The 23,550-nt window shown below is 68.3% G+C and carries 17 protein-coding genes; 9 read left to right on the top strand and 8 right to left on the bottom strand.

The window, feature by feature from the left end:
• The first annotated feature begins 21 nt into the window (after window positions 1–21).
• A complete protein-coding gene (locus QHF83_RS23850) occupies window positions 22–1,743 on the top strand; it encodes a class II glutamine amidotransferase (protein WP_282420219.1) in 1,722 nt (573 codons plus the stop codon).
• A gap of 135 nt (window positions 1,744–1,878) precedes the next feature.
• On the opposite strand, the gene QHF83_RS23845 is transcribed toward QHF83_RS23850, so the two are convergent.
• The 4 genes from QHF83_RS23845 to trpS all read right to left on the bottom strand — a co-directional run bounded on the left by QHF83_RS23845 (window position 1,879) and on the right by trpS (window position 6,606).
• The gene (locus QHF83_RS23845) at window positions 1,879–3,654 is read right to left on the bottom strand and encodes a PAS domain-containing sensor histidine kinase (protein WP_282420218.1); all 1,776 of its coding nucleotides are present in this window, start codon (window positions 3,652–3,654) and stop codon (window positions 1,879–1,881) included.
• Between the two features lie 194 nt (window positions 3,655–3,848).
• A complete protein-coding gene (locus tag QHF83_RS23840) occupies window positions 3,849–4,406 on the bottom strand; it encodes an LOG family protein (RefSeq protein WP_282420217.1) in 558 nt (185 codons plus the stop codon).
• A gap of 606 nt (window positions 4,407–5,012) precedes the next feature.
• Window positions 5,013–5,552 carry a GrpB family protein gene (locus QHF83_RS23835; RefSeq protein WP_282420216.1) on the bottom strand — a complete coding sequence of 180 codons (540 nt, stop codon included), beginning with the start codon at window positions 5,550–5,552 and terminating at the stop codon, window positions 5,013–5,015.
• A 19-nt stretch (window positions 5,553–5,571) separates the two neighbouring features.
• Window positions 5,572–6,606 (bottom strand): tryptophan--tRNA ligase, encoded by a 1,035-nt coding sequence (gene trpS / locus QHF83_RS23830; protein WP_282420215.1) that lies wholly within the window; start codon window positions 6,604–6,606, stop codon window positions 5,572–5,574.
• A 115-nt stretch (window positions 6,607–6,721) separates the two neighbouring features.
• On the opposite strand from trpS, the gene QHF83_RS53500 reads away from it, so the two are divergent.
• The 3 genes from QHF83_RS53500 to QHF83_RS23820 are packed head-to-tail and all read left to right on the top strand — an operon-like array spanning window position 6,722 to window position 8,935.
• Window positions 6,722–7,492: an RNA-binding domain-containing protein gene (locus tag QHF83_RS53500; protein WP_348980462.1), complete on the top strand. Its 771-nt coding sequence runs from the start codon at window positions 6,722–6,724 to the stop codon at window positions 7,490–7,492.
• A 10-nt stretch (window positions 7,493–7,502) separates the two neighbouring features.
• Window positions 7,503–7,931, top strand: a complete 429-nt coding sequence (locus QHF83_RS23825) for an ATP-binding protein (RefSeq protein ID WP_282420214.1) — start codon at window positions 7,503–7,505, stop codon at window positions 7,929–7,931.
• The gene (locus QHF83_RS23820; protein ID WP_282420213.1) at window positions 7,928–8,935 is read left to right on the top strand and encodes a ParA family protein; all 1,008 of its coding nucleotides are present in this window, start codon (window positions 7,928–7,930) and stop codon (window positions 8,933–8,935) included. Before QHF83_RS23825 ends, QHF83_RS23820 begins: the two co-directional genes overlap by 4 nt.
• 53 nt (window positions 8,936–8,988) lie before the next feature.
• Here QHF83_RS23820 and QHF83_RS23815 read toward each other — a convergent pair whose 3' ends face one another.
• Entirely contained in the window at window positions 8,989–12,234 is a 3,246-nt protein-coding gene (locus QHF83_RS23815; RefSeq protein ID WP_282420212.1) for an FG-GAP-like repeat-containing protein, read from the bottom strand.
• A 78-nt stretch (window positions 12,235–12,312) separates the two neighbouring features.
• Window positions 12,313–14,604 carry a glycoside hydrolase domain-containing protein gene (locus QHF83_RS23810; RefSeq protein WP_282420211.1) on the bottom strand — a complete coding sequence of 764 codons (2,292 nt, stop codon included), beginning with the start codon at window positions 14,602–14,604 and terminating at the stop codon, window positions 12,313–12,315.
• Window positions 14,605–14,745: 141 nt separating this feature from the next.
• Here QHF83_RS23810 and QHF83_RS23805 point away from each other — a divergent pair, with 141 nt between their 5' ends.
• Window positions 14,746–16,455: a hypothetical protein gene (locus tag QHF83_RS23805; protein ID WP_282420210.1), complete on the top strand. Its 1,710-nt coding sequence runs from the start codon at window positions 14,746–14,748 to the stop codon at window positions 16,453–16,455.
• 48 nt (window positions 16,456–16,503) lie between these two features.
• Entirely contained in the window at window positions 16,504–18,051 is a 1,548-nt protein-coding gene (locus QHF83_RS23800) for a hypothetical protein (protein WP_282420209.1), read from the top strand.
• 368 nt (window positions 18,052–18,419) lie between these two features.
• Here QHF83_RS23800 and QHF83_RS23795 read toward each other — a convergent pair whose 3' ends face one another.
• Both QHF83_RS23795 and QHF83_RS23790 read right to left on the bottom strand, forming a co-directional pair.
• Window positions 18,420–21,095 carry a transglycosylase SLT domain-containing protein gene (locus QHF83_RS23795; protein ID WP_282420208.1) on the bottom strand — a complete coding sequence of 892 codons (2,676 nt, stop codon included), beginning with the start codon at window positions 21,093–21,095 and terminating at the stop codon, window positions 18,420–18,422.
• A gap of 83 nt (window positions 21,096–21,178) precedes the next feature.
• A complete protein-coding gene (locus QHF83_RS23790) occupies window positions 21,179–21,910 on the bottom strand; it encodes a cell envelope integrity protein TolA (protein WP_282420207.1) in 732 nt (243 codons plus the stop codon).
• A 304-nt stretch (window positions 21,911–22,214) separates the two neighbouring features.
• Here QHF83_RS23790 and QHF83_RS23785 point away from each other — a divergent pair, with 304 nt between their 5' ends.
• The 3 genes from QHF83_RS23785 (at window position 22,215) to QHF83_RS23775 (ending at window position 23,536) form a co-directional block, all read left to right on the top strand.
• Window positions 22,215–22,346, top strand: coding sequence for a hypothetical protein (locus tag QHF83_RS23785; protein ID WP_282420206.1), 132 nt, complete (start codon window positions 22,215–22,217; stop codon window positions 22,344–22,346).
• A 68-nt stretch (window positions 22,347–22,414) separates the two neighbouring features.
• A complete protein-coding gene (locus QHF83_RS23780) occupies window positions 22,415–22,744 on the top strand; it encodes a four helix bundle protein (protein ID WP_282420205.1) in 330 nt (109 codons plus the stop codon).
• 252 nt (window positions 22,745–22,996) lie between these two features.
• The gene (locus QHF83_RS23775) at window positions 22,997–23,536 is read left to right on the top strand and encodes an RNA polymerase sigma factor (protein ID WP_282420204.1); all 540 of its coding nucleotides are present in this window, start codon (window positions 22,997–22,999) and stop codon (window positions 23,534–23,536) included.
• Window positions 23,537–23,550: the final 14 nt, after the last annotated feature.

Below are 23,550 nucleotides of genomic sequence, written 5' to 3'. Positions count from 1 at the left end.
TCCGCAGTACACTCCTTCCCGATGCCGAACCTCCTCGCCATGTCGTTCGAGGGCGCGCTTGCGCCTTGCTTCGACCTGCGCTGCCTCCACCCGGGCTCGAAGCGCCCGCCTGATGGCTGGGGCCTCGGCTACTACCCTGGCGGCGAGCCCAGCGCCTCCGTCCTCAAGGAGCCCGCGCCGCCGCATGGATCCATCCGCAGCGAGCTCGTCAAGGCGTGGGAGCACCTCGCGGCCTCGCTCTTCGTCCTCCACATCCGCACCGCCACCTGGGGCGCGATCAGCGACGCCAACACCCAGCCCTTCTCGCGCAGCTACGCCGGCCGCGACTGGCTCTTCTCCCACAGCGGCAGCCTCCGCCATCGCCTCGAACGTTCGAACACCAAAGGCCTCTTCGAACCCACCGGCTCCACCGACAGCGAGCTCGTCTTCTGCGAGCTCCTCGCCCTCTTCGCGCAGAACGGCTGGCGCAGCATCGGCGACGCCGATCCCTCCGCCGTCCGCGCCTTCTTCGAGCGCATGGGCGCGCATGGCAACATGAGCTCCGTCCTCACCGACGGCCGTGATCTCCTCGCCTACGCCGACGTCCACGGCGAGGGACACCTCCACCTCGGCACCATCAACCCGCCTTACAAGAAGCTCGTCCTCGAAGACGTCGATCTCCACCTCGATTTCGGCCGTCGCGGCGTCGAGGCGCAGAAGGGCATCCTCGTCGCCTCGAACCCGCTCGAAGGCTCCGGCGCCACCTGGAAGGCCATGTCCCCGGGGCACCTCCTCGTCGTCCGGCAAGGCGCCATCATCGTTGACATGCCCCCCGGCCAGGCCACCGTGCAGCGCGCCGCCGGCCGCGATCTCCAGCGCCCCGCGCCTGCAGAGCCGCGCCGGTTGTCGATCGTCCACCGCACCTCGTATCGCTACGACAAGCCCGTCGAGCGCAGCTCGCACCTGCTCCGCCTCACGCCGATCCACGATCGCCTGCAGACGCTCCACGCCTGCGACATCACCCTCTCGGTCGACGGCAAGCAACGCGACTACGACGACGTCTTCGGCAACCGCGCGCGGAAAATCGTCATCGAGCAGAGCTACACCGAGCTCGTGATCGAGGCGCGCTCCGAGGTGAGCCTCCTCGACACCGAGCCCTTCGGCCTCCGCCCCTTCCACGCGCGGAGCACCATCCCGCTCGTGTGGATGCCCTGGCAAAGGCAGGTCTTGCAGCCCTACCTGCTCCCGCCCGAGCTACCCGAGAGCCAGCTCGAAGTGCTCGCCCGTTACGCGATGACCTTCGTCGAGCGCAACGACTACGACCTCGTCGACACGCTCTTCGACCTGAACCAGACGATCCACCGCGACTACCTCTACCAGAAGGGATCGACCAGCCTCTCGACCACGCCGTACGAGGTCTACACGCGGCGCACGGGCGTCTGTCAGGACTTCGCGAACCTCTTCATCTGCCTCGCCCGCCTGCTCAGCGTCCCGGCGCGGTACGTCTGCGGCTACCTTTATACGGGCCCGAAACAACCGAACCAGAGCATGGCCGAGGCCTCGCACGCGTGGGTGCAGGTCTACCTGCCCGAGGTCGGCTGGAAAGGCTTCGATCCGACGAGCGGCGTCGTCACGCAGACCGATCACGTGCGCCTCGCCGTCGGCCGCAGCTACGTCGACGCGACGCCCACCTCGGGCACGATCTACCTTGGCGGCGTCCGCGAGACGCTCGACGTCGCGGTCCACGTCACGCCGATCGAGTGATCCTCAGAAGTTGCATCGACCGCACCGCGGTCGATGCACCAGAGGTCCAGGGCTTGCCCTGGTCCGGGTGCAGGGGCGGATAGCCCCTGCTCGGGTCCGGGGTGAAACCCCGGCGCTACGCTGTGAAACACCCACTCATGGCGCGACCGGCAAAAAGAGCCGCAGCCGCGTCCCCTTCCCTGGCACGTTCTCCACGTCGATCCGCCCGCCGTACGCCGACACGAAGCTCTCGGAGCGCGAAAGCCCCGGCTCTCCGGCGTGATCTGCGCTGCGCCCGCTCCCGAACACCTCGACGGAGACCATCCCTCCGCTCGAGGGCGCGAGCACGACGCGCACCTCGTTCGCCTTCGGATCCCCCTCTGGCAGCGCGCGTGCCGTCCGCAGCAAGAGGTCCACGAGCAAGAGCGCGATCCCTGCCGGCTCACCTGCGACGAGCGGCACGTCGGCCACCTCGGACGAGAGCCGCGCGCGCACCGCGATCGCGCCGGTCGTGAGCATGAGCGCCGCCTCCACTGCGCGCTTCATGTTCGTCCGCGGCGGCGTCTCCCGTGACGCCTCGCCGAGGATCCGCATGTCCCGCACGAGCGACGCCATCCGCTTCGCGCCGAGCGCTGCCTCGTCGAGCGCCTTCGCCACCTCCTCGCTCTTCGACGCGCCGAGCGTCTCCGACACGAAGCCGATGTTGCCGATCAGAAACGAGAGCGGATTGTTGAGCTCGTGCGCGATGCCCGCGGAGAGCGCTGCCGCCGTGGCGAGCCGCGCCTCGGCCTCGCGTCGCCGATGCTCCGTGATGTCGCGCAGGATCGACACGAGCAGCCGCTCCTCCTTGCGCACCGCGAGCAGCGCCCGCTTCTCGACGAGCACCCGCTGCGATCCATCCGGCGCCTTGATCGTCACCTCGCGCTCGTCCGCCGTCTGCGGCCACCGATCCGGCCCTTTGCCCTTCGGCGCGGGCTTGAGCGCATCCGCTGACTGCCCGAGGACCTCCTCGCGTGATCGCCCGAGGAGCGCGCAAAACGCGCGGTTCGCGATCGTGAGCCGCCCCGTGTCGTCCTCGACCGACAGAGGATCCGGGATCGCGTCGATCACGGCGAGCCTTGCCTCGGCCTCGATCTTCTCCTGCTCGGCGTGGATCATCGCCGTGATGTCGCGCGAGACGGTGACGAACTCCTCGATCACGTCGGTGCGAGGATCCCGCACGGGCCGGCTGATCGTCTCGAGCCACGCATACTCGCCGTCCTTGCGCTGCAGCCGGATGATCGCGCCCGCGACCTGCGCGCCCGCGTCGAGCGCGCCGAGCGCCTCGAGGAGCTTCGAAACATCCGACGGATGCAGGATGTCGAGGATGCTCGACCCGAGCAGCTCATCGGGCTCGTACCCGAGGACGGTGCGGCAAGCGGGCGAGATGTAGAGCCGTACGCCGCCGGGCGAGAAGCGCGCGAGGATCTCGGTCGAGCTCTCGGCGAGATGGCGAAACCGCTGCTCGCTGCGCTCGGCATGCCGGAGCGCATCCCCGAGCATGGCCGCGCGCACGGCATCCTTCTTCCGCTGCGCCACGCGCCGAAACAGGAGCCCCACGCGCGACGCGACGAGACGCTCGTCGTTCGGCCAGAGCATGAAGTCATCGACGCCCTCGTCGCAGAGCGACTCCACGTGCTCGGGCGTGGTCGCCATCGTGAGGATGACGGGTCCGCCGTCCGGGGCGCTCCGGAGCGTGCGACAAGCGGCGATGATCGAAGCAAAGTCCTGCTCGTCGTCGGACGACAGGAGCACGGCGATCCCGGTCCCCGCGCTCGACGCCGCCGCGAGCTCCAAGGCAGGCACGACGGCCACGTCACTGCACTGATCCCGAAGCAACCGCTCGATCGGTTGTGGATCGGCCTTGGAAGAAGCGACGAGCAAAGCCTTCATACGCAAAAACCCAGCCCATCCTACGACACTTTTGGGGAGGGTGTCGCCCCCGATGGGGGCGACACCCTACGGCCTGAACGAAGCTGCGTTTCGTTCGGGCCTACCCGGCGGTATGGCTGCTGGCTCGCTGGGCGAGGTTGCGCGGGGGCTTGGGGGCGCTTTGCCGTGGGGGGGGTTGGGCGCGTTTTTCGGGTCTAGCCCCCGGCGGTTTGGCGGCTGGCTCGCTCGGCGAGCGCCGCGACGACCTGGCGGATCGCGTCCGTGCCGCTGGTGGCGGGGATCACGTAATCGTCGGTGGTGTCGGGGAATCGTTGCCTGTCGTCGATTCGGAGACCGGCGAGCTCGCCGCTCCAGCCTGCGATCTCCAGGGCCACGACGATTCGATCGTGGATCCAGGCCATGGCCATTTCCGACAGCGTCCCCGCGCCTCCGCCGACGGCGACGATGGCATCCGCATGCGCGACGAGCGCATTCCGCAAATGCCCGAGCCCGGTTGGAATCGCGATATCGACGTACGTATTGGCGGCCCGCGGGTCGTGCCCCGGAAGCAGCCCCACGGTATCCCCTTCCTTGTACCGCTGCGACGCACGCGCGCCGCGACAAGCCGCCTCCATGACACCGCCGAGGCCGCCGGTGAGGACACGAAAGCCAACTTCCACGGCCGCACGACCTGCCTCGAAAGCAGCTTCGTACGCGGGAGATCCAGGGAGAGCGGTGCCGTCACCGATGATGGCGAGCAGGGGGCGGGGCATGGTCGAAACCCGTGCTTGTGGAGGTAGCAGCCGCACATCAAGGAAAAGGGCGCGTCCGGCTGCGCAAAGCCACGCAAGAGTGAGAGCTCCTCGCTCGTCAGCGTCTTGCAGCCAGACTCTATCATCCCGTCCTCGATGGCGTCGACGATCTCGAGCAGCGACGGGAGCCGCCGGATGCGCGCGAGATCCATGGTTTCAGGCCTCAGGCCGCATTTGGGATTGTCCGGAGTCCCGCCCTCCTCACACCGGATCCAACGTACGCAGGGTGCAAGCGGAGGTCCGAACGACCGGAAGAGCGTCCTCTCCAGGTGCAAACGCAGGTCCAGACATCCGGAACGCTGTCTGCAACCGTTGCAAACGCCGATCGGAACGCTCCGAACGCCGCCTGCAAGCGTTGCAAGCACCGATCAGACCGATCGGAACGCCGTCTGCAAGCGTTGCAAGCACCGATCAGATCGATCGGAACGCCGTCTGCAAGCGTTGCAAGCACCGATCAGACCCTCGAAACCCCGCCTGCAAGCGTTGCAAGCACCACTCGGATCGATCGGATCGCCCTCTGCACCCGTTGCACGCGCCCCCCGGCGCGCCCGAACCCCGCTCGACCGTCTACCCAGCGGCCCGCCCCGCCGCCCAGGCCAGCGCCCGCTCCCGCAGCCCCCGCACGAACGCGTCCTTCGCCTGCGAATACGACGAAAACATCGTCGCCCCGCGCGCCACGGCCTCCTCTTTGTGCCGCGCGTACGCCTCGACCTCCGCCGGATGGCTCCGCAGATAATCCCGCACCGCGAGATTCGCGACCCAGAACGGCCCCCCGTGCTCCGTCACGGCCACGTTGAAATGCGGCGGCGTCCCGCGTTTTCGCAGGTAAATCCGCTCGGCAATGAAGATCTGACCAAAGTCCTCGTACCCGAGCGCCACGAGCCCCGCGACGTGCGGCTTCGCCTCCTCGAGATCGGCCACGCCGACCAGGATGTCGATGATCGGCTTCGACACGAGCCCCGGCACCGCCGAGCTCCCAAACGGCTCGATCGCCAGCACCAGAGGCCCGAGCGCCGCCCGCACACGCGCCGACTCCGCCGCGTATTCGAGGGGCCAGCGCGCGTCGTACTCGACGATCGAAATCGGCTCGTCGACGTCCCCGCGCATGGCCCCTCCCCCTCCCCGGCTACCCCTTCGCCGGCGGCGCCGCCGGCACGAGCCCGACCTTCTTGTACACCTTCGACAGCGTCTTCCACGCCCGCGCCCGCGCCTTCTCGGCGCCCCGCGCGAGGATCTGCTCGAGCCCGGCCTTGTCGGCCATGACCTCTTCATACCGCTTCTGGAACGGCTCGAGCGTCGCCACCACCACCTCCGCGACCTCCGACTTCAGATCGCCGTACCCCTTCCCCGCGAAATGCGACTCCACCGCCTCCATCGATTGGTTCGTCAGCGCCGCGTGAATGGTCAAGAGGTTCGACACCCCCGGCTTCTTCTCGACGTCGTAGCGGATCTCCGTCTCCGAGTCCGTCACCGCGCGCTTGAACTTCCGGCGGATCACGTCCGGCGTGTCGAGCACCGCGATGTAGTTGTCCGGGTTGGGGTCGCTCTTCGACATCTTCTTCGTCGGCTCCTGCAGAGCCATGATCCGCGCGCCCATCTTGGGCACGAAGATCTCCGGGGTCACGAAGGTCTCCGAGTATCGCTGGTTGAAGCGCTGCGCCACGTCCCGCGCGAGCTCGAGGTGCTGCTTCTGGTCGGCCCCGACCGGCACCAGGTTCGCCTGGTAGATCAGGATGTCCGCGGCCATCAGCACCGGGTACGTGAACAGACCCGAATTGATGTTGTCCTCGTGCCGCGCCGACTTGTCCTTGAATTGCGTCATGCGCGACAGCTCGCCCATGTACGTCATCGTCCCGAGCACCCACGCGAGCTCGGCGTGCTGCGGCACGTGGGATTGGAGCACGATCGTCGACGCGTCCGGATCGATCCCGCAGGCAATGTACTGCGCCGCGAACGACAGGCAGCGGTTGCGAAGCTCGGCTGGCACCTGCTTCACCGTCAGCGCGTGCAGATCGACGACCAGGAAGACGCAGTCGTACTGGTGCTGCAGCTCGACCCAGTTCTTCAGCGCGCCCACGTAGTTGCCGAGCGCAAGCTGCCCGCTCGGCTGGATCCCCGACAAGATGACTGGCTTCTTCTGCTGCTGGGTCGACTCGCTCACGCGTGCCCTCTATCGCCGGACGCCCTCCGCGTCAACCCGCTCTACCGCCCTCCCGTTCGTCCGTACTGCGTGCCGATGATCGGGGCGGTGCGCACATTGTCGCCAGCGGGGTGAGATGGGTGTACAAGGCTGGCGGACCAGGGAACGCGATGAGCTTGAGGAGATGCTGCGGGACCTCGAGTCCGACCGGGTGGAGCGCACGAGCTCGTGGAAAGATGCGGAGAAAATCGGCCAGGCCATCTGCGCCTTCGCGAACGATCTCCCCAACAACCGCAAGCCGGGCTACCTGTTCATTGGGGCGAACAATGACGGCTCGGCGTCCGGACTCCTGATCGAGGATCGACTTCTCCAGTCCCTCGCAGCATTTCGATCGGACGGCAACATCCAACCGATCCCGTCAATCAACGTCCAGAAGTGGTCGCTCGCCGGTGCGGAAATGGCGGTCGTGGAGGTGCTTCCTTCCGATTTACCGCCCGTTCGCTACAAGGGACTCGTCTGGATACGGATCGGGCCCCGAAAAGGTGTGGCTAGCGAGCAGGACGAGCGGGTCCTCTCGGAGCGACGTGCCATCCTCGCTCGTACGTGGGACGCGCGTCCCTGCCGAGAATCCTCGCTCGCAGATCTATCGCTCGATCTGTTCGCGCTCACCTATCGGACGTACGCGGTCGCCCCCGAAGTGATCGCGGAAAATCACCGATCGATCGAGCAGCAACTCGCCGCACTTCGATTCCTCGACACGCGCTCTTCCTGTCCCACGAACGCTGCTGTCCTCCTTCTTCGCCCAGGATCCGCTTTTCTTCGTTCCGGGAGCATACGTTCAGTACGTTCATTACGATGGCCCGACGCAGGCGGACATCGTCCTGCGCGAGCGCCGGCTCTTCGGTGACCTTCTCTCCGTGCTGCGTGGGCTCGACGAGCTCGCGGAGAGCATCGAGGGCGCGAGGCCGATCGCCCTCCCACAGGGCGGCGATCGGACCGTCTACGACTACCCTCGCCGCGCCATGCACGAGTTGCTCGTCAATGCAGTCATACATCGAAATTACGACGGCTCGACGACGCCCGTCATGATCAACCATTTTTCGGATCGTATCGAGATCATGAGCCCAGGAGGGCTCTACCCCGACCTCACTCCGGAGGAGTTCCCTGCCGGGACCTCGTACAGGAATCCCGTGCTCGCGGAGTCGGCCAAGGTGCTGGGGTTCGTCAACCGCTTCGGCCGAGGGATCGCCCTTGCGCAGGGCGAGCTTGCGCGGAACGGCTCTTCGCCCGCCGTGTTCGAGCCAGGCTACAATCGCTTCCTCGTCACGGTTTGGAGGCGACCGTGAAGACGATCGCGTTCTTCAACAACAAGGGCGGCGTGGGAAAGACTTCGCTCGTGTACCACCTCGCCTGGATGTTTCGGCTGCTCGGCAGGAGCGTCGTGGCGGTGGATCTCGATCCGCAGTCGAACCTGACCACGGCGTTTCTGCCGCAGGTGCGGCTCGAGCAGCTCTGGGGGAATGGCCAAAGCGGCCTCACGGTGCTCGCGGCCGTTCAGCCGCTCATGGAAAGGCTCGGGGATCTCCGGTCTCCCCATGTCGAGGAGATCGCGGCGGACATGTTCAGCTCGCTGTCTCTCGTCCCGGGAGACCTCGGCCTGAGTATGTTCGAGGATCGGCTCGCGGCTGCGTGGAAAGACTGCATGGACGACAATCCCGCAGAGGCAGGTGATGCCTTCCGGGTCATGAGCTCGTTCCACAGGATCATGGAGCGTGCCACCTCATCGTCGGCCGCTGAGGTGGTGCTGATCGACGTGGGGCCCAACCTCGGGGCGCTGAACCGCGCTGCCCTCGTCGCTGCCGATTACGTCGTCGTTCCTCTGGGGGCCGACGTGTTCTCCTTGCAGGGGCTCCGAAATCTGGGGCCGACATTATCCCGATGGCGAAGTGGCTGGCGGAATCGACTCGCCAACGAGGCTCGTCCGCCCAACATCTCCCTGCCGAAGGGAGAGATGTGGCCGATCGGCTACGTCATCATGCAGCACTCCGCCCGTGAGGAGCGCCCCGTGCAGGCATATCAACGCTGGATCGATCGGATTCCGGATCTCTACCACGAGCTCTTGCTCGGCGAGGCGCCTCCTGCGCCGTCCCCCGATGAGCACATGCTCGCCACGATCCGGCACTACCGCAGCCTCATGCCGTTGGCACAGGAGGCGAGGAAGCCCATGTTTCTCTTGCGACCCGCCGATGGGGCAATTGGCAGCCACGCCGCCGCAGTGCAGAGGTGTTACCGCGACTTCGAGCAGCTCGCGCGTCGCATCGCCCAGCGGGCCGGCATAGATGCTTCCTGATCACTGCATAGGAAGGCGGGGCCCGCCGGGCGCAGGCCCCCGTGAATGTTGGATCACTTGATCCCGCAAACCACCTTGCCGTTCGCCTCGTCCTTGTTGTTTCCGTCGTTGCACTCTTGCACCGTGTTTTGCGGGTCGACCACGGCGTAGACGAGCACGAGCAGGTTGGGCGGGAAGTTCGACATCTTCGACGTCAACATCACGCTTTGCCCTGGATCCAGCGGGCCTGCGATTGTCTCCTCGTGGATGGGCGTGCCGCCCTGGTTGGGATCACCTGCGTAGAAGCGCACGAGGATGTTGCTCGCGGGCGCCGAGCCCTCGTTGTAGACCGTCGCCGACACCGTCGGCGCCGGGCAGGAGCCGTCCGTGGCTGCGCCCACGTCGATGCGCAGATCCGGCTGCACCTCGCCCGGGGACACCATTGCTTCGAGTGTGTTGTTGTCCTCGATGCATTCGCGCTCCTGGTTGGCGTCGTCCACGACCACGCGCACCTTCTCTGGCAGCGTCCCCGGCGAATTGTTCGTCGCGTCGTAGCTCACCGTCACCAGGATGGATTGCCCCGGCTCCAGGCTCGTCCCTAGCACTGCCGTCAGCGGCGTCTGCGCGGCGTCGGCGTAAAGTGGCTCGCTCGGCATCCCGTTCGCCCATTCGCCGTAGAATGCGACCACCACGCCCGGGCCCACGCGCACGTCGCCGTCGTTGCGGATCTCGACCGTGATGTCGAGCTTCTTCGAAAGCTGTCCGCAGGCTGCGTCCGGCGACGACATCTGGATGCCCGGCACCCGGAGATCCGGCGCGACGCCGAACGAGCGCGGGTTCGAGCGGTACGTGTTGTACTCGCGGCCGTTGTAGAGCTTCCAGCTCTCCGGCTCGAGCGCCGGGATTGCGCCGCTCTCGAGCACGTTCGTCACGTGATAGGCGTGCTGGTTCCAGATGCGCCGCGCCGGCACCCACGTATCGCTCGTGTCGCCCCAGACGGCGATGCCGTTTGGATAGTTGAAGCCCGCCGAGCACGAGCTCGAATCGTTGTTCGAGCAGAACACGATCTCCGCGTTGCCGTCGTTGTCGACGTCGGCGATCACCGGGTTTTCCGTGCGCGTCCGGCTCGGCGAGTGCTCCTTGAAGAGCACTGCCGACGTCGTGCCGTCGTAGATGCGGAACCAGCACTCGTCGTTGTAGATGACCTCGGCCGCGCCGTCGCCGTTGAAATCGAAGACGCTGGAGGCCGTCACGCGGCTCGAGTCGTCCTCCGTGATGCGCAGCCAGCCGTTGTGCAGGCACACGCACGAGCCCTTCGCCGTGTTGCACACCGCGCCCGCGCTGCATTCGGCGTCGGTCGTGCAGGCCGCGCCGGGCGCGCGGGCTGGATTCATGTTCGCGGCGGCGTCGCTGATCGCGGTCGGCCACGCCGGGCAGCTCGCCGACGTCGTTTGCAGATCGATCATCATGTACCGCGTACCGAATGCGGTGCCGATCTCCGGGTACCCGTCGCCGTCGAAATCGTCGACGTTCGGCGCGCCGCCGTTGTCGCCTGCGTTCAGGTTCGTGAAGCGCTGCTGCGTGCCGGTCTCGCCGTTGTAGATCGCGAGGTAGCCGCGCGAGATCAGGATGACCTCGGGCTTGCCGTCGGGCTCGTTGCCCGGGCCTGGTGCGGCCGCCTCGTCCGCGCCGAGGATATCGGCGACGGCGCAGAAGCCCTCGCGTTGCGTGGCCGGCACCTTCGCGACCCCATTGACGGCCTGCGCGTCCCAGACGACCTCGAGCTGGCCGAGGCAAAATGCGCTCATGTCGCCCGCCGCGCAATCGGCGCGCTTCGTCACGCCGGCCGGCGGCGTGGGGAATTTGTAGACCGTGCTGCCCGCCACGATCTCCTGCTTGTTGTCACCGACGAGGTTCGCCACACAGGAAATCGCGCCCTGCCCGTTGTTGCCATTGACCGTGAGCGTACCGGCGAACCGGTCGACGAACACGAGCTTGTTCGTCACGGGATCCTTGGCGAGCGTGAAGACGAACCGGCCGACGACGATCTCGGCAAACCCCTTGCCGTCCACGTTCGCGAGCGTGATCGCGGGGACGTTGTAGCCCGCCGAGGGCAATTGATTGACGGCCGTCTGCGCGATGATGTCGCCCTTGTTGTCGAGGATGGCGACGCCGCCGGTCGACACGCCCGCCACGACCTCCGTGGGCATCACGATCTCGGGCACACCGTCGTTGTCGAGATCGCCCGCCGCGAGCGAGCCCGTCGAGTTGGCGATACCTTGCGTGTTCACCCACGCCTGGTTCAGCGGATCGCCCTCGTGCCAGACGTTCGTCCCGGCGTTGGCGAAATAATCCTTGCCCTTGTTCGGGCCGCCGCCGTGGATTGCGCGGACCACGCCGTTCTCGTCCGCCGAGGTCCCGTGGTACGTGGTGAACACGATCTCCGGGAAATCGAGCTCGTTGATGAGGCCGTCGCCGTTGTCGTCGTCGAGGTTCACGACGAGCGGCGTCATGCTCACCTGCGCCGAGCCCGCGAAGGGCGCATTGACGGCCGTGTTGTTCGGCGCGACGCCGGTCCCGCCCCACTGGATCTCCTTCTTTGGCAGGACCTCCGAGAAAGGAACGGGCGGCAGCGTGCAGGTCGCGGGCTTGCCCGTGCCGACGCATCGACCGACCTCGCAGGCCGTGTTCGGCGGGCAATCCCAGTCGTCCTCGCAGGGGCACGACGCGTCGCCCATGCCGGAATCCGTGCACATGCTCATGTAATAGGACGTGCTGCCGCAGGTGAACTGCGCGGTCGTCCCGCTGCCGTTCGCCTGGCAGGCATAGAGCTCGTTGCCCATGCAGGCCGTCGTGCCGGGGACGCATGCGTCGTCGACGCAGATCGTGCCATTGCAATACTGGCTCGCCGGGCACTCCACGTCCTTGGTGCAGGAGATGTCCTTGCAGATCGCGCCGCCGCCGGGCGTGACCTCGCAGATCTCGGTGGGCGTGCAGTTCAGCATGCCGCAGTCGTTGTTCACGCAGCCGGGCATTCCATCGGGCAGCACCTCGCAGTGCTGATCGGGCGCGCATTGGATGCCGACGCACAGATCACCGCCGCCGCCCTGGCCGCCCTCGCCGCCGGCGCCGCCGGGGCCGACGAGAATGATTCCGCCGTCGCCGCCGTCGCCGCCCGAGCCGCCGAGGCCGCCTTGGCCGCCGCTACCGGACTGGGTCCCCGAAGAGGTTGGCTGCTGGGCCTCGCCGCCGCCACATGCGGCGGACAGCAAGGCGAGCAGCGGGAGCGCTGTCAGGAGAAAGGAGCTCGATCGTCGCATGACCGAGCAGGATATCGGAACGTTGCGCTCGCGGAAATCGAGAAAAGGCTGCGTAAAGCGTGACGCGGCGCCCGCGCTTCACGGGACCGGCACGATGCTCATCCAGTTCAGCATGGTGTATTCGTCCTGTTGCCCGGCCTCCATCGTGACGTTGCCGTCGTTCACCTCGACGACCACCGACGCGACCCGGTAGGGCTCGGCGGGCGTCGTGGCGACGGAGTCGAAGAGCGGCTGCCCCTCGATGACGACACGATGCTTCTCGTAGGTCCCGTCGTACCAGCCGATGGAGACCGTGACCTCGTACTTGCCCTTTTCGATATCCCAGTTGAACGTGTCGGTGCGCCCGTAATCGTTGTAGATCACGCTCTTCTGGAGCTCGGAGACGGGGGCGTCCGCGAGGTATTTGTACAGCATGATCCCCGGATCGCCGATGTGCGGCCCGGACCAGCCGTAGCCTTTCTTCGCCTCGTAGGCCTCCCAGCCGATCTTGATCCATTCGTGGCCGTCCACCACGAGCGGATTCGCGGCGGGCTGTCCGTTCGGGTCCTGGAAGTTGATGTAATAGGCGGCGCGCGGGTGGGCGCCTTCCGGCGTGAAGTCGAGCGTGGGGCAGCCGTTGACCTTGCCTTCGAGGTAGCGCCCGAGCTCGTCGCGCAGGTGCGCGAGCGCGGAGGCGTCGCGCGTGAAGGAGGTCGGCGACGAGACCGCGCTCGCGGCCGAGAGGTCGCAGCCCGCGGCTTCCTCCGGCGTCGCGGGCATCGAGCCGCCGGCCGCGCGGAGCAGGTATTCGAAGTCCTCGGCGCCTTCGCGCAAAAGCTCCCAGCGAATGCTGCTCACGAGCGCGCCGTCCTCGGGTGGATACAGGAGAAACCCGTCCCCGTTCTGGTTCGTGCCCTGCGGCCGCGGATTCTGGTACGGATCACTCCCCCAGCCCGTGACGGAGTAATAAGCGAACCCGCGGATCCGGTACTTCCAGGCGGCCCAGTGGGCGATACGCGTCTCGATGCCGGGGTGGTCGATCGTGATGGGGTTGAAATGCGGAGGGAGGTCGCCGTAGAGGAAATACCACCACACGGTCTCGCCGAGCGCCTGGCGCGCTTTGGCGTAGTCGGGATCGAAGTGCGAGAGGTCGGCCCACCAGAGATCGTAATGGCCGGCCCCGATCGAGGCGTGCTCGGCGATCTCGGGCTTTGGCTCCTCGCTGATCGCGATCCGCAGGTTCGGCGCGGCCTGCTTGGCCAGGTTCGCGAGGAACGCGGCGACGTCGTAGTCCTCCGGCCCCTGCGGCTCGTTCTGCACGTAGTAATACCCCTTGTCCTGCCAGCCCTTCGCAACGAGGTATGCGTCGATCGCGGCGAGCAGCTTCTGCCACTCGGCGTTGTACTCGGGCGTGCCGAAAGCGTCGCTCCCGCGGTCCTTTCCGCAGAACGTCTGCGGCCGCGGCGTCGAGTTGTCGACGAACTGCATGATCTGGAACGAGGGAAACCCGACCCCGTTCCACCCGTCGCCGTCGATGTACGCGGGGCCGAGCTCGGAGAAGTCGTAGGGATTGTTCTCCTCCACGAACGATCCCGTCGCGCAATCGTAATTGATGCCGCCGTTGTAATTGAGCCCCGCCGGCCAGGCGACGCTGGTCGGCACGAGGCGGTGCTCGTAGAAGAAGTTTTTCAGCTCGCGGACCTTCTCGAGGCTCTCGCTGCCGCCGAGGGCCTCGAAGCTCGTGTTCCAGTTGCCATCGAAGCCGAGCTTGTCCGGCAACTCGAAATCGTAGACGTGGAGCGTGACGGGGATGTCCTGCGCGGCGCCGGCGGTCGTGACGGTGAGCGTCGCCGTGTAATCGCCGGCGGCGGCCCCGGGCGGGACGCGGACGGTGATCCAGAACGGCTGGTTTTCTCCCGCGGCGAGGTCGTGCGAGGCGCCGAAGGTCGTCGGGTGGAGCGGGTCCGGGACGAACGGGCTCACGATCGCCGAGGGATCCGAGGGCTCCGTGATGCGGACGTAGCCGACGCGGTGGATGCGGACGTCGTCGAGCGTGCCCGGGCCGGTGAAGGGCGTGAGGGTGATCGAGGTTTTCCCGGCGGCGTCGGGGCGGACGACGATCTGAAACGGTTCGAGCTCGTTCTTGGCCGCGGAGATGCGGATGGCGTCGCCGGCGCGGGAGGGCGGCGTGGCCTCGCGGAGGATCTTGTCCATGGGCGTCGCGGTCCAGAGCGTCGCGCCCGCGGGCGAGGGCAGGACGAAGGAGCGATCGCCGGACGGCGTGCAATCGGTGCAAGGCGGGAGCGGCGGCTTCCCATTGCCAGGCGGGCCGTCGGGAGAGCCGCAGGCGAGGAGCGAAAGCGCGAGCAAGGCGAAGCGAAGGCGGGGCATCGGGACCTCCGCCCCCGATGGTAAGGCGGATCCGCGGGAAAACGCGAGGGATCGGCGCTCGCCCCCCCGAGCGCATTCCGCCCCCCGCGCGACTCTGCTATCACCCTGCCCGCTCGCCCTGCCCGTTCCCTCCGGAGCGTCGTGCGTTTCACCTGGAAAAACCTTTCTCCCCTGGCGATCGCCGCGGCGCTCGCCGCTTGCGGCGATCCCGCCTCGGCGCCTGCAGACGCCGTTGCCGCGCGCCCTGCCGAGCCGCTCCCTCCCCTGCCCTCGCTGCCCGACGGCCTCACCGTGCGGCTCACGCCGCGGCCGGATCGCAGCGCGCTCGACGTGGAGGTCCATCTCGTCGGCCCCGCGGCCGCGCGCGCGAAGGAGCTCGCCATCGCCCGCGCGTGGGCCGGCATCGACGGCATGGCCGCGCTCCGCGGGATCCGCGTCCGCGACGGCGAGGGCGTGATCCCCACGCAGCCAGGCCCGGAGGATGGCCCCGATCGCACGCTCGTGCTCGGTCGCGTTGCGACGTCACACCTCGCGATCACGTACGGCGTCGCCTCCGCGCCCCGCGACGCCGCGCGCTTCGCGTTGCACCTCGATCGCGAGCGCCTCTCCGGCGTCGGCCACACGTTCCTGCTCTTGCCCCGCACGAGCGAGCCGCTCGCCGTGCACGTGCAAATCCGCCCCGGCGCGCTCGCCCCCGGCGCCTCGGGCGCGAGCTCGTTCGGCGTGGGCGACGACGTCGAGGATCACGCGACGCCCGCCGATGTCGCGAATGCCGTCTACCTCGCGGGCAGGCTCCGCACGCTCGATTCGGGCGAAGACGAGCGGCTCGTCCTCCTCGGGCGTCCGGCCTTCGAACCCGAGGCCACGCGCACGACCATTTCACGCGCCCACGCCGCGCTCGCGCGCCTCTTCGGCGGCGCCCCGCGATCCGGAGCAGCGAACGACGAGGATTTTTCGTACCTGCTCGTCGCCGAACCCGGGCTCGGAAAAGGCCACGACGGCGCGCTCCTCGGGCGCTCGTTCGGGCTGTGGATCGGCGACGATCGGCCCTTCGACGCCGCCGTCACGATCGCCGCGGCCCACGAGCTCTCGCACCGCTGGATCGGCGGCGCCGTCCGTCTCGTCGCCGAGGGCCGCGAGCAGCTCTGGTTCTCGGAAGGGTTCGCCGTGCATTACGCCCGGAAGATCGCGCTCGCGGAGAAGCTCATCGGCGCGCGTGATTTCGCGGCGGATCTCGAGCGCACGCTGGTGAGCGCGGAGGCGGATCTGCCCGCGCACGCGCGCTCGCGAAAGGACTATCAGCGCGGCGCGCGGTACGCCGCGGCCCTCGACGCCGCGCTGCGGAAGGCTTCGGGCGGAGAGCGATCGCTCGATGATCTCGTGCGCGCCCTGCTCGAGCGCGCCGCGGCCGAAAAGAACTCGGATCTCCCGGTCTCTGCGCTCGGGGACCTCGTCGCGCGTGAGCTCGGCGCGGCGCGCGGCGAGGAGCTCGACTGGGTGATGGTGCGCGGCCACGGCGAAATCACCCTGGACGAAGGCGCGTTCGGCCCGTGTTTCCACCGCGCGCGTACGAAATCGAAGGTGTACGAGCTCGGCTTCGACGAGGCGAGCCTGCGCCGTACGCCCGCGATGATCCGGGGCCTGGTCCCGGGCTCGGCCGCCGCGCGCGCGGGCCTCGAAGAAGGCGCGCTCGTGCTCTCGTCGAAGGTGCCGGCCGGGCGCGACGAGGACACGGCCGAGCCGGTGGAGATCGTGGTCGCCGACCGCGGCCGCGGTCGCAAGATACGGTTTCTGCCCGTGGCCGAGCGCCTGGTCGTCCGCTGGGCAGAAAAACCGCGCTGCCGCGATTGAAGCGCCCATCGACGGCGAGGGCGGACCGGGCGTACCATCTGGCCCGTCATGACAAACCCTGCTCCCGATGCTCCGCCCCCGGAGGCGAACGCGTATGCTCCCCCCACGGCGCCGCTGCGCGAGCCGCCGCCCGAGCGCGCGCCGCACGAGGTGACGCCCGCTCAGCGTATTGCCGGCGGCTTGCTCATCGTGAACGCGGTGCTCGTGCTCATCGAGGCGGCAGTCCTGCCGCCCGATCCGAACCCGACGCCTCTCACGTCGCCGGGACGGAGCTTCCTGCCCGCGATCATCGACATCGTGATCGGGGTCTCTTTGGTCTCCAAGAATCGAAAGTTCTTGCCGTGGGCGGTCGTGCGCGTCGCGTTCGGGCTCGTCGTGCTGACGGCGCTGCTCGCGTTCAAGGATCCGTTCCTCGCGGTGATGCAGGTGGTGGTGAGCGGCTCGTTCCTGCTGCTGCTCGTCGGGGACGCCGGCAAACCGCGCATGGCCGTGGGCGGCGCGCTCTTCGGCATCTACGCGCTCATCAACGTGCTCGGGCTGTCGGCGACGCTCACCGGTTCGAACCCGATCGCCGCGCTCGTCTGGACCGCCCGCGGTGACGTCGAGAGCACGCCGGCAGGCGTGGTGACGGGCGACGCGTCCCATTATCGCCTGCGCGCGCCGTCGGATCGCTGGCGGCTGCGCAAGCCCGAGGCGGCGAAGAAGGACAACCCGCTCGCCGATCGCTGGATCTCGCGGCCCGATCTCGACGCGCACGTGCTCGTCATCGCCGAGAAGGCGCCAGGCATGCTGGTGCTCCCGGAGGCGCTCGCGGACGCCGTGATCCAGAACGGCAAGACCACGGCGACGGCCTTCGAGCTCGTGGGCCGCGAGCCCTTGCGGACGCACCCGGAGAACGGGCGGCTGATCCACACGCGGTCGACGACGAGTGGGATCGAGATCGAGTCGCTGACGGGCGTGGTGGCGATGTACGAGCGCGGCTACCAGATCCTCGCGTTCGCGCCGAAGAAGGCGTTCGCAGAAGCCGAGCCCGAGCTTCGCGCATTCGTGGAGTCGTTCGAGCTGCCGACAGACGAGAAGCCAGGCCTTCCAGCCGGTGCCGAGTCCCTGCCGCCCGGGAAGCTCGAGGGCGTAGCCACGAACTACAAGCTGGCGCCGCCGAGCGATGCATGGGCCCTGCGCAAGCCCGAGGTGGCGCAGAAGGACAATCCGCTCGCGGATCGCTGGATCGTTCGTCCAGACAAGGACGCGCACGTGTTCGTGGTGGCCGAGCACGCGCCGGGCTCCGTGGTGGATCTCGAGAAGTACGCGGACGCGGTGGCAAACACGATCCTCGAGCGCATGCACGGGACGATCGAGTCACGCGAGCCGCTCCGCACGGACCCGAAGAACGCGCGCCTACTCCGCGTCCGCGCCGAGGCAGAAGGCATGAAGCTCGAGTATTACTACGGCCTCTTCGCGCGGGGCGATCGGGCCTTTCAGGTGATCGCGTTCGCCCGGAGCGAGGTCTTTCCAAGCGTGAAGGACGAGCTCATGAAGGCCGTCGAGTCGTTCGAGATGCCGCCGGAGAACGCGGCCGCAAGCACGAAGCGTTGAACGCGCGTGCGCGGGGCGGGGCGTTGCCCCGCACCCCAGCAGGGGGCTGTCCGCCCCCTGCACCCCGGACCAGGCACGGCCTGGACCGAGGGCGGAAAAACCGCGCGATGCGCGGTTTTTCCGACGGGCCCGTGGCAAGACCCGAGGCCGCGTTGCCAGCTAAGACGGCAGCGCTGCCCTTCCCTCGAGGCAACACGTCAACCCTGCGGTTTTGACTGGCAACGTCGTCGCCGGTCTTGCCTCGGTCCGTTCGATGAACTGCGCATCGCGCAGTTCATCGACCCCGGGTCCAGCGCTTGCGCTGGTCCGGGTCCAGGGGCGGACAGCCCCTGGTCGGGTCCGGGGTGAAACCCCGGCGCTACGCTTCCTCACTTGGGCGCTGTCGTCACCACGACGCGGTGCCCACGCGCGAGTGTCTTGCGCAGGGCAGCGCGCATCGTCTGCACGCTCATCTTGTCGAGCTCCTCGATCAGCGCCTCGGCGGCGCCTGGTGCGAGGGCCTCGCGGATGCGCGCGCTGTTCGCGAACTTCGGTGCGTTCTCCACGACCGGACCGCGCTGGCTCGCGATCTCCTTTTTGAGACCCGCCTTCAGGTGCGCGACCGCGTAGGCGATCTCCACGGTCGTCGGACCTGCCTGGACGAAGGCGTCGATCTCCGCGTCGAGCCGTGGCTCCACCGCCGTGAGATCGTGCGGCACTGCGGGCACGAGCTCGACCACGGCCACGCTCGCGCGGCTGCCTGCGTCGAGCATCGCGCGCACCTCGGAGGCGTATCCCTTCTCGACGAGCGCGCGATCGAGCCGCCCACCCTTCGAGCTCGAGAGGATCCACATCGCCACGCGCATCGCGGCGTGTTCTTTCACGTCCTGCTCGCCTGGCGCGATCCAGCCGTAGAGCGCTCGCGTCGCGGGGACGTTTTGCTCCACGGTGAGCCGCTCCTCGCGCGGATGCGGGCCGATCGGCAGTGCGTCTGGAGCCGTGGGCAGCGTGGCGAACACGCGCTTTGCGAGATCCTCGATCCGCGCGCGTGTCACGTCGCCGATCACCGTGACCGACGCGCGCGTCGGGCTGCGCTCGGAGGCCATGGACTCCGCGAGGAGCAGATCTCGCGCCACGGCTGCGTCCTCGCGGGCGCCGAGCACGTAGCCTTCGAGCGGGTGACCGGCCGGGAAGAGCGCGTCACCGAGTGCGAGCCATGCCGGGCCGTACGCTTGCGACTCGAGCAGGCGCCGCCGCGGCAGCGCCGAGAAGCGCCGCAGGCTCGCGAGCTGCGCGCCCGAGGACTCGCCGAGCAGGAGCCGGAGACGCCCCGCCGCGAGCTCCAGGCCGAGATCGAGATCGCGCTTGCCCACCGTGATCGTGTGCCGCGTCTCGCCTGCGCCTGCCTCGCCTGCAGGTTCGCTCGTGCCCGCGATCTTCCCTTCATCGGGCGCGATGCGGATGGTGATCGCGATGCGCGGCGCCGAGGCGTCTTCGCGCACGCGCATGGCCACGCCGTTCGGGAGGACGAACCGCTGGAAGGGATCCGGCGGCGGCTCGATTCGCGTGGGCGGCGGGATGAAGCCGAGCTGTTTTTCGAGGGCCGCGCCGCCGACGCCCTTGGCGGATGTGGCCTGCGAGCGGCGCGCCTCGGAGGCGAAGACCGAGAGCGGATCGTCCGGACGATTCGGCTGCCAGCCGACGCCGCCGCCGATCGAGACGTACGGCAATTTCGCGCCCATCGGGCCGAGGCTCGCCATGCTCAGCGTGGCCGGGCCCTGGCCCGGAAGGACGAAATCCGGCAAGCGATTTTTCCCGATCGGCGACGGGCGCGGCGGCAACGGGCCGTCGTCGTCGTCGCCCTCGTCCACGCCCGGGATCGTGGGCGCGCGCATCGCGGTTGCCTGCTCGGTGGCGGGATCGGCGCCCGGATCGTCGACGCGCTCGTGCTCGAGGTACGCCGGGAACGCCGCGAGCGTCTGCTGCACGCGCTCGGCGGGCAGGTGGATGATGTAATCGCCGCCGAAGGGCGGTGTCCGATCGCGCAGGAGCTCGGGGTTGTACTCGCGGAGCAGGCGCGTGGGGATGCCGGCCGAGCGCGCGATCGTGCGCAGGCGCGTGCCCTCGGGCACGGCGATCTCGCCCATTTCCATCGAGGGATCGGCGTGGAAGGCATCGAGCCCGAAGCGCGCGCGGTTGTTCGCGACGATCGCGAAGGCCACGATCTGCGGCACGTAATTCGCCGTCTCTTCCGGCAAGAGCTTCTGCTGCGCGAGCTCGGCGAAGCCGATGGGCGTCTGCGGGGCGCCGGGCGGGCGCGTCTCGGCGACGCGCGCCATGCCCCGGAGCACGGCCTCGATCCCCGCGTTGTACGCGGCGAGCGCGAGATCCCAGCGGCCGAAGCGCTCGTAGAGGTCACGCAGGTGCGCGACGGCAGCGACGGTGGAGCGCCGGAGGCTCCGGCGCTCGTCGACCCACTGCGATTGATCGAGGCCGTAGAGCGCGCCCGTCTCGGGCATGAACTGGAAGAGCCCGGCCGCGCCCGCAGGCGAGACGGCGCGCGGGTCGAAGCCACTCTCGACCGCCGCGAGCCACACGAGATCCTCGGGCAAGCCCGCCTCGCGCAGGCTGTGTTCGATCATCGGGCGGTAGCGCCCGCTCCGCTGGTATCGATCCCCGAAGAGCGCCCGGCCGCCGTCGGTCTTCGCGAAGAACCGGACGAAGCGCATGGTGCGGCGAGTGACGGGGATCTTCAGATCCGGCATCGCCAGCGTGGCGAGCGCCGTGCCCTCGGGATCGTCGAGGTCGCCGTCGTTCGCCTTCTCGAAGTCCTTGGCGATGGCCGCGTCGAGGAGGCGGCTCTCCTCCTCGCCCGGCATGCGTCGGGGCGCGGGCGTCTCGGGATCTTCGGTCGCGGGCTTGTCGAGGAGCGTGGGGTCGCGGAAGGCGCGGTATCCCGCAGAGAGGGAGGCGCGCATCGAGGGCGAGGCGAGCGCGCCGAGGATCCCGGCGACGCCGAGGAGGGCCCCGGAGAGCAAGAGCGCTCGCCTGACGCGCGGCTTCATCGGCGCCATTCTTCGCCAACTCCGGGCGTGAGGGAAGCCCCGTTTGGTGGAGGTGGCCTGGTCACTCGCGTGATCCGTTCGGATCACCCCCGTTCGAGCTCGGCCTCCAGCTCCTTCACGCGCTTCGCCCTCTCCGCGGCGTCCTTGCGCGCGGCGTCGAGCGCGGCGCGCTTCTCCTCCCTCGACTGCTTGCGCGCGGCCTCGGCGTTTTCTTTGTCGAGGGCCGCCTGGTGCTGTTGCTTCAGGGCGGCGAGCTCGGTCTCCAGGGCGTCGATGCGCTCGCCGAGTTCTTTGGCGGTCGCGTCCTCACTGCCGCGGCGGCGCGGGGGGAAGAACCAATCGGCGAAATCGCTCGGGAGGGCCTCGGCGGTGAGCTTGTGCGGCATTTCGAGGAGCTTGCCGAGGGAGGCCTTGCGGAGCGCATTGAACGCGTCGGTGAAGGCTTTGCGCTCGCCGACGGTGCGGAAGTTCTTGATGTTTTCGAGGGCCGTGTTGCGGGCATTCTGCGCGTCGGTGGCCACGGCGAGGCGCGCTTGGAGCTCCGGGAGCAAGGCGACGACGTCAGGGAAGCCTTGATAGGCGGCCCCGGAGAGGATCTCGGGCCATTTGAGCATGGTCGCGAGCTGGCCGCCGAGGACAGGGCGCTTGAGCTCGTGGGGGCGCTTGGAGAAGATGGCCGTATACCGCGCGTCGGTGGTGTCCTTGTTGACGGCGAGGAGGAGCGCGGCATTGAGGCGATCCACGAATGCGTCGAGGCGCATGTCCGCGTACCAGACGCGGGCCTCGGCGTGGATGATCCCACGGAGGAGCTGCATTTCCTGGGCCTGGAGGGGGACCCAGGTGCCCTCGAAGAGGGCCGTGAAGTCGCCTGCGAAGGCGGTTGTGAGGGGGTGGACGAGGAGGCGGGCTTCGTTGCGGAGGAGCTCTTCGCCTTGCGCGAAGAAGGCGGTGTCGGGGTCGATGGTGGGGGCTGCCGTGGGGTGAGAGCATCCGGGAGGCGGGCGAGCGGGTTCAAGTTTTTGGGGCGGGGGCGGAGGCGGAGGCGGAGGTGGAGGCGGAGGCGGAGGCGGAGGCGCAAGCGCAAGCGCAAGCGCAAGCGCAAGCGCAAGGGGGACGGGTATGCAGGGGATCCCGCTCGGGGACGGCGATCGTACCGTCGTGCTCGACCTCTTCAAGGCCAAGCCGTCCTCGCCGTCCTCGCAGCACTACGTGCTGCTCCGGGCGGCTCCGGGCGGTGCTGCGCAGCCTTGAAGAGGTCTCCGCGCGACGGTGTGGGACGAGGGTCCCGGCGAAAGGGTCGTCGGGCGGAGGGTTTCGTCATGCTCAGGATCTATGAGGTCGTTTTGGCGATGGCAGGGGATGCGGGGCGAATTGCGGAGCGGATCGAACGCAAGGACAGGGATCTGGCCCGGCAATTGCGGCGGGCCGCGCAAAGCGTGGCGCTGAATGTGGCCGAAGGCATGGGCAGCCTCTCCGGACACAAACGGCAGCGCTACTCCACGGCCCTCGGATCGGCCAGGGAGGTGCTGGCCTGCGTGCAGGTCGCCCAGGCCATGCGCTATATCGAATCGGTCAATCCAACCGTGCTCGACCGAATGGACCACGTCATCGCCACCCTCGGCCGCCTCGTCTACCGCCGCGCCTCGTAGGAGAGCCTCCCTCGCCCTCTCCCGGGACGGGAGAGGGGCGAGGGAATTTCAGCTCGGGATCGCGGCTCCCATTCCAACACCCCTCCCCCCATTCAGGGTGGATCGTGGGTTTTTCCCGCGACGAACCAATCCGCTCTTTCGCGATTGCCTTGCGCCCCAATTCATGAGACAAAGCAAGCGACGCCAGCCGGCGCTCTCAACACCGACCGGCGTCTGACCCGCAAACCCCAACTCGACTGGAGTTCACGAGCTGTGAGCAAGGTAGACGTCTGCCCTGAATCCGCCAAGAAACCTGTACCCCTTCCCTCCCCGGAGGCCACCTTCGCGTGGTTTTACCGGGAATACCGAGGCTTCGTCCGTTCGGTCTTGCTGAAGCATGGCCGGGTCGAGGAGCGCGAGGTGGACGACCTCGTCCAGGAGGTCTTTCTCGTCGCCTGGCGCCGCCGTGTTGGCTTCGCGTGGGGCGAACAGGTGCGCCCCTGGCTCTGCACGATCGCTCTTTACGTCGCGGCGAACCATCGCAGGCTCGCGCGGAATCGCCGCGAGACGCTCCCGGGCGAGCTGCCGGAGCTTTGGGTGCATCCGCGAACGACGCAGGCCATGGACGCGGCCCGCCTGCTCTGGAAGGCCCTTCGGAAACTCAGCAGAAAGCTCGCGGCCGTGTTCGTGGCCTACGAAATCGAAGGCCGCTCGATGCCGGAGATTGCCCGCGCGCTCCAGATCTGCCTGAACACCGCCTACGCCCGCCTGCAACTGGCCCGCAACCGCCTGGCGCTCCGCCCCACCCGCTAACGCACGCGCACGCG

It is taken from the genome of Polyangium sp. 15x6 (assembly GCF_029960785.1).
Taxonomy (GTDB): domain Bacteria; phylum Myxococcota_A; class Polyangia; order Polyangiales; family Polyangiaceae; genus Polyangium.
The sequence above is the reverse complement of the archived record's forward strand: the minus strand, read 5'-3'. Positions and strand labels throughout refer to the sequence as shown.

Bases quoted from the DNA above. Each gene is read 5' to 3' on its own strand.
- QHF83_RS23810 (WP_282420211.1), bottom strand. From the start codon at position 14,604: ATGCCCCGCCTTCGCTTCGCCTTGCTCGCGCTTTCGCTCCTCGCCTGC.
- QHF83_RS23845 (WP_282420218.1), bottom strand. From the start codon at position 3,654: ATGAAGGCTTTGCTCGTCGCTTCTTCCAAGGCCGATCCACAACCGATC.
- QHF83_RS23785 (WP_282420206.1), top strand. From the start codon at position 22,215: ATGCAGGGGATCCCGCTCGGGGACGGCGATCGTACCGTCGTGCTCGAC.
- QHF83_RS23780 (WP_282420205.1), top strand. From the start codon at position 22,415: ATGCTCAGGATCTATGAGGTCGTTTTGGCGATGGCAGGGGATGCGGGG.
- QHF83_RS23795 (WP_282420208.1), bottom strand. From the start codon at position 21,095: ATGAAGCCGCGCGTCAGGCGAGCGCTCTTGCTCTCCGGGGCCCTCCTC.
- QHF83_RS23850 (WP_282420219.1), top strand. From the start codon at position 22: ATGCCGAACCTCCTCGCCATGTCGTTCGAGGGCGCGCTTGCGCCTTGC.
- QHF83_RS23800 (WP_282420209.1), top strand. From the start codon at position 16,504: ATGACAAACCCTGCTCCCGATGCTCCGCCCCCGGAGGCGAACGCGTAT.
- QHF83_RS23815 (WP_282420212.1), bottom strand. From the start codon at position 12,234: ATGCGACGATCGAGCTCCTTTCTCCTGACAGCGCTCCCGCTGCTCGCC.
- QHF83_RS53500 (WP_348980462.1), top strand. From the start codon at position 6,722: ATGGGTGTACAAGGCTGGCGGACCAGGGAACGCGATGAGCTTGAGGAG.
- QHF83_RS23835 (WP_282420216.1), bottom strand. From the start codon at position 5,552: ATGCGCGGGGACGTCGACGAGCCGATTTCGATCGTCGAGTACGACGCG.
- QHF83_RS23840 (WP_282420217.1), bottom strand. From the start codon at position 4,406: ATGCCCCGCCCCCTGCTCGCCATCATCGGTGACGGCACCGCTCTCCCT.
- QHF83_RS23790 (WP_282420207.1), bottom strand. From the start codon at position 21,910: ATGCAGCTCCTCCGTGGGATCATCCACGCCGAGGCCCGCGTCTGGTAC.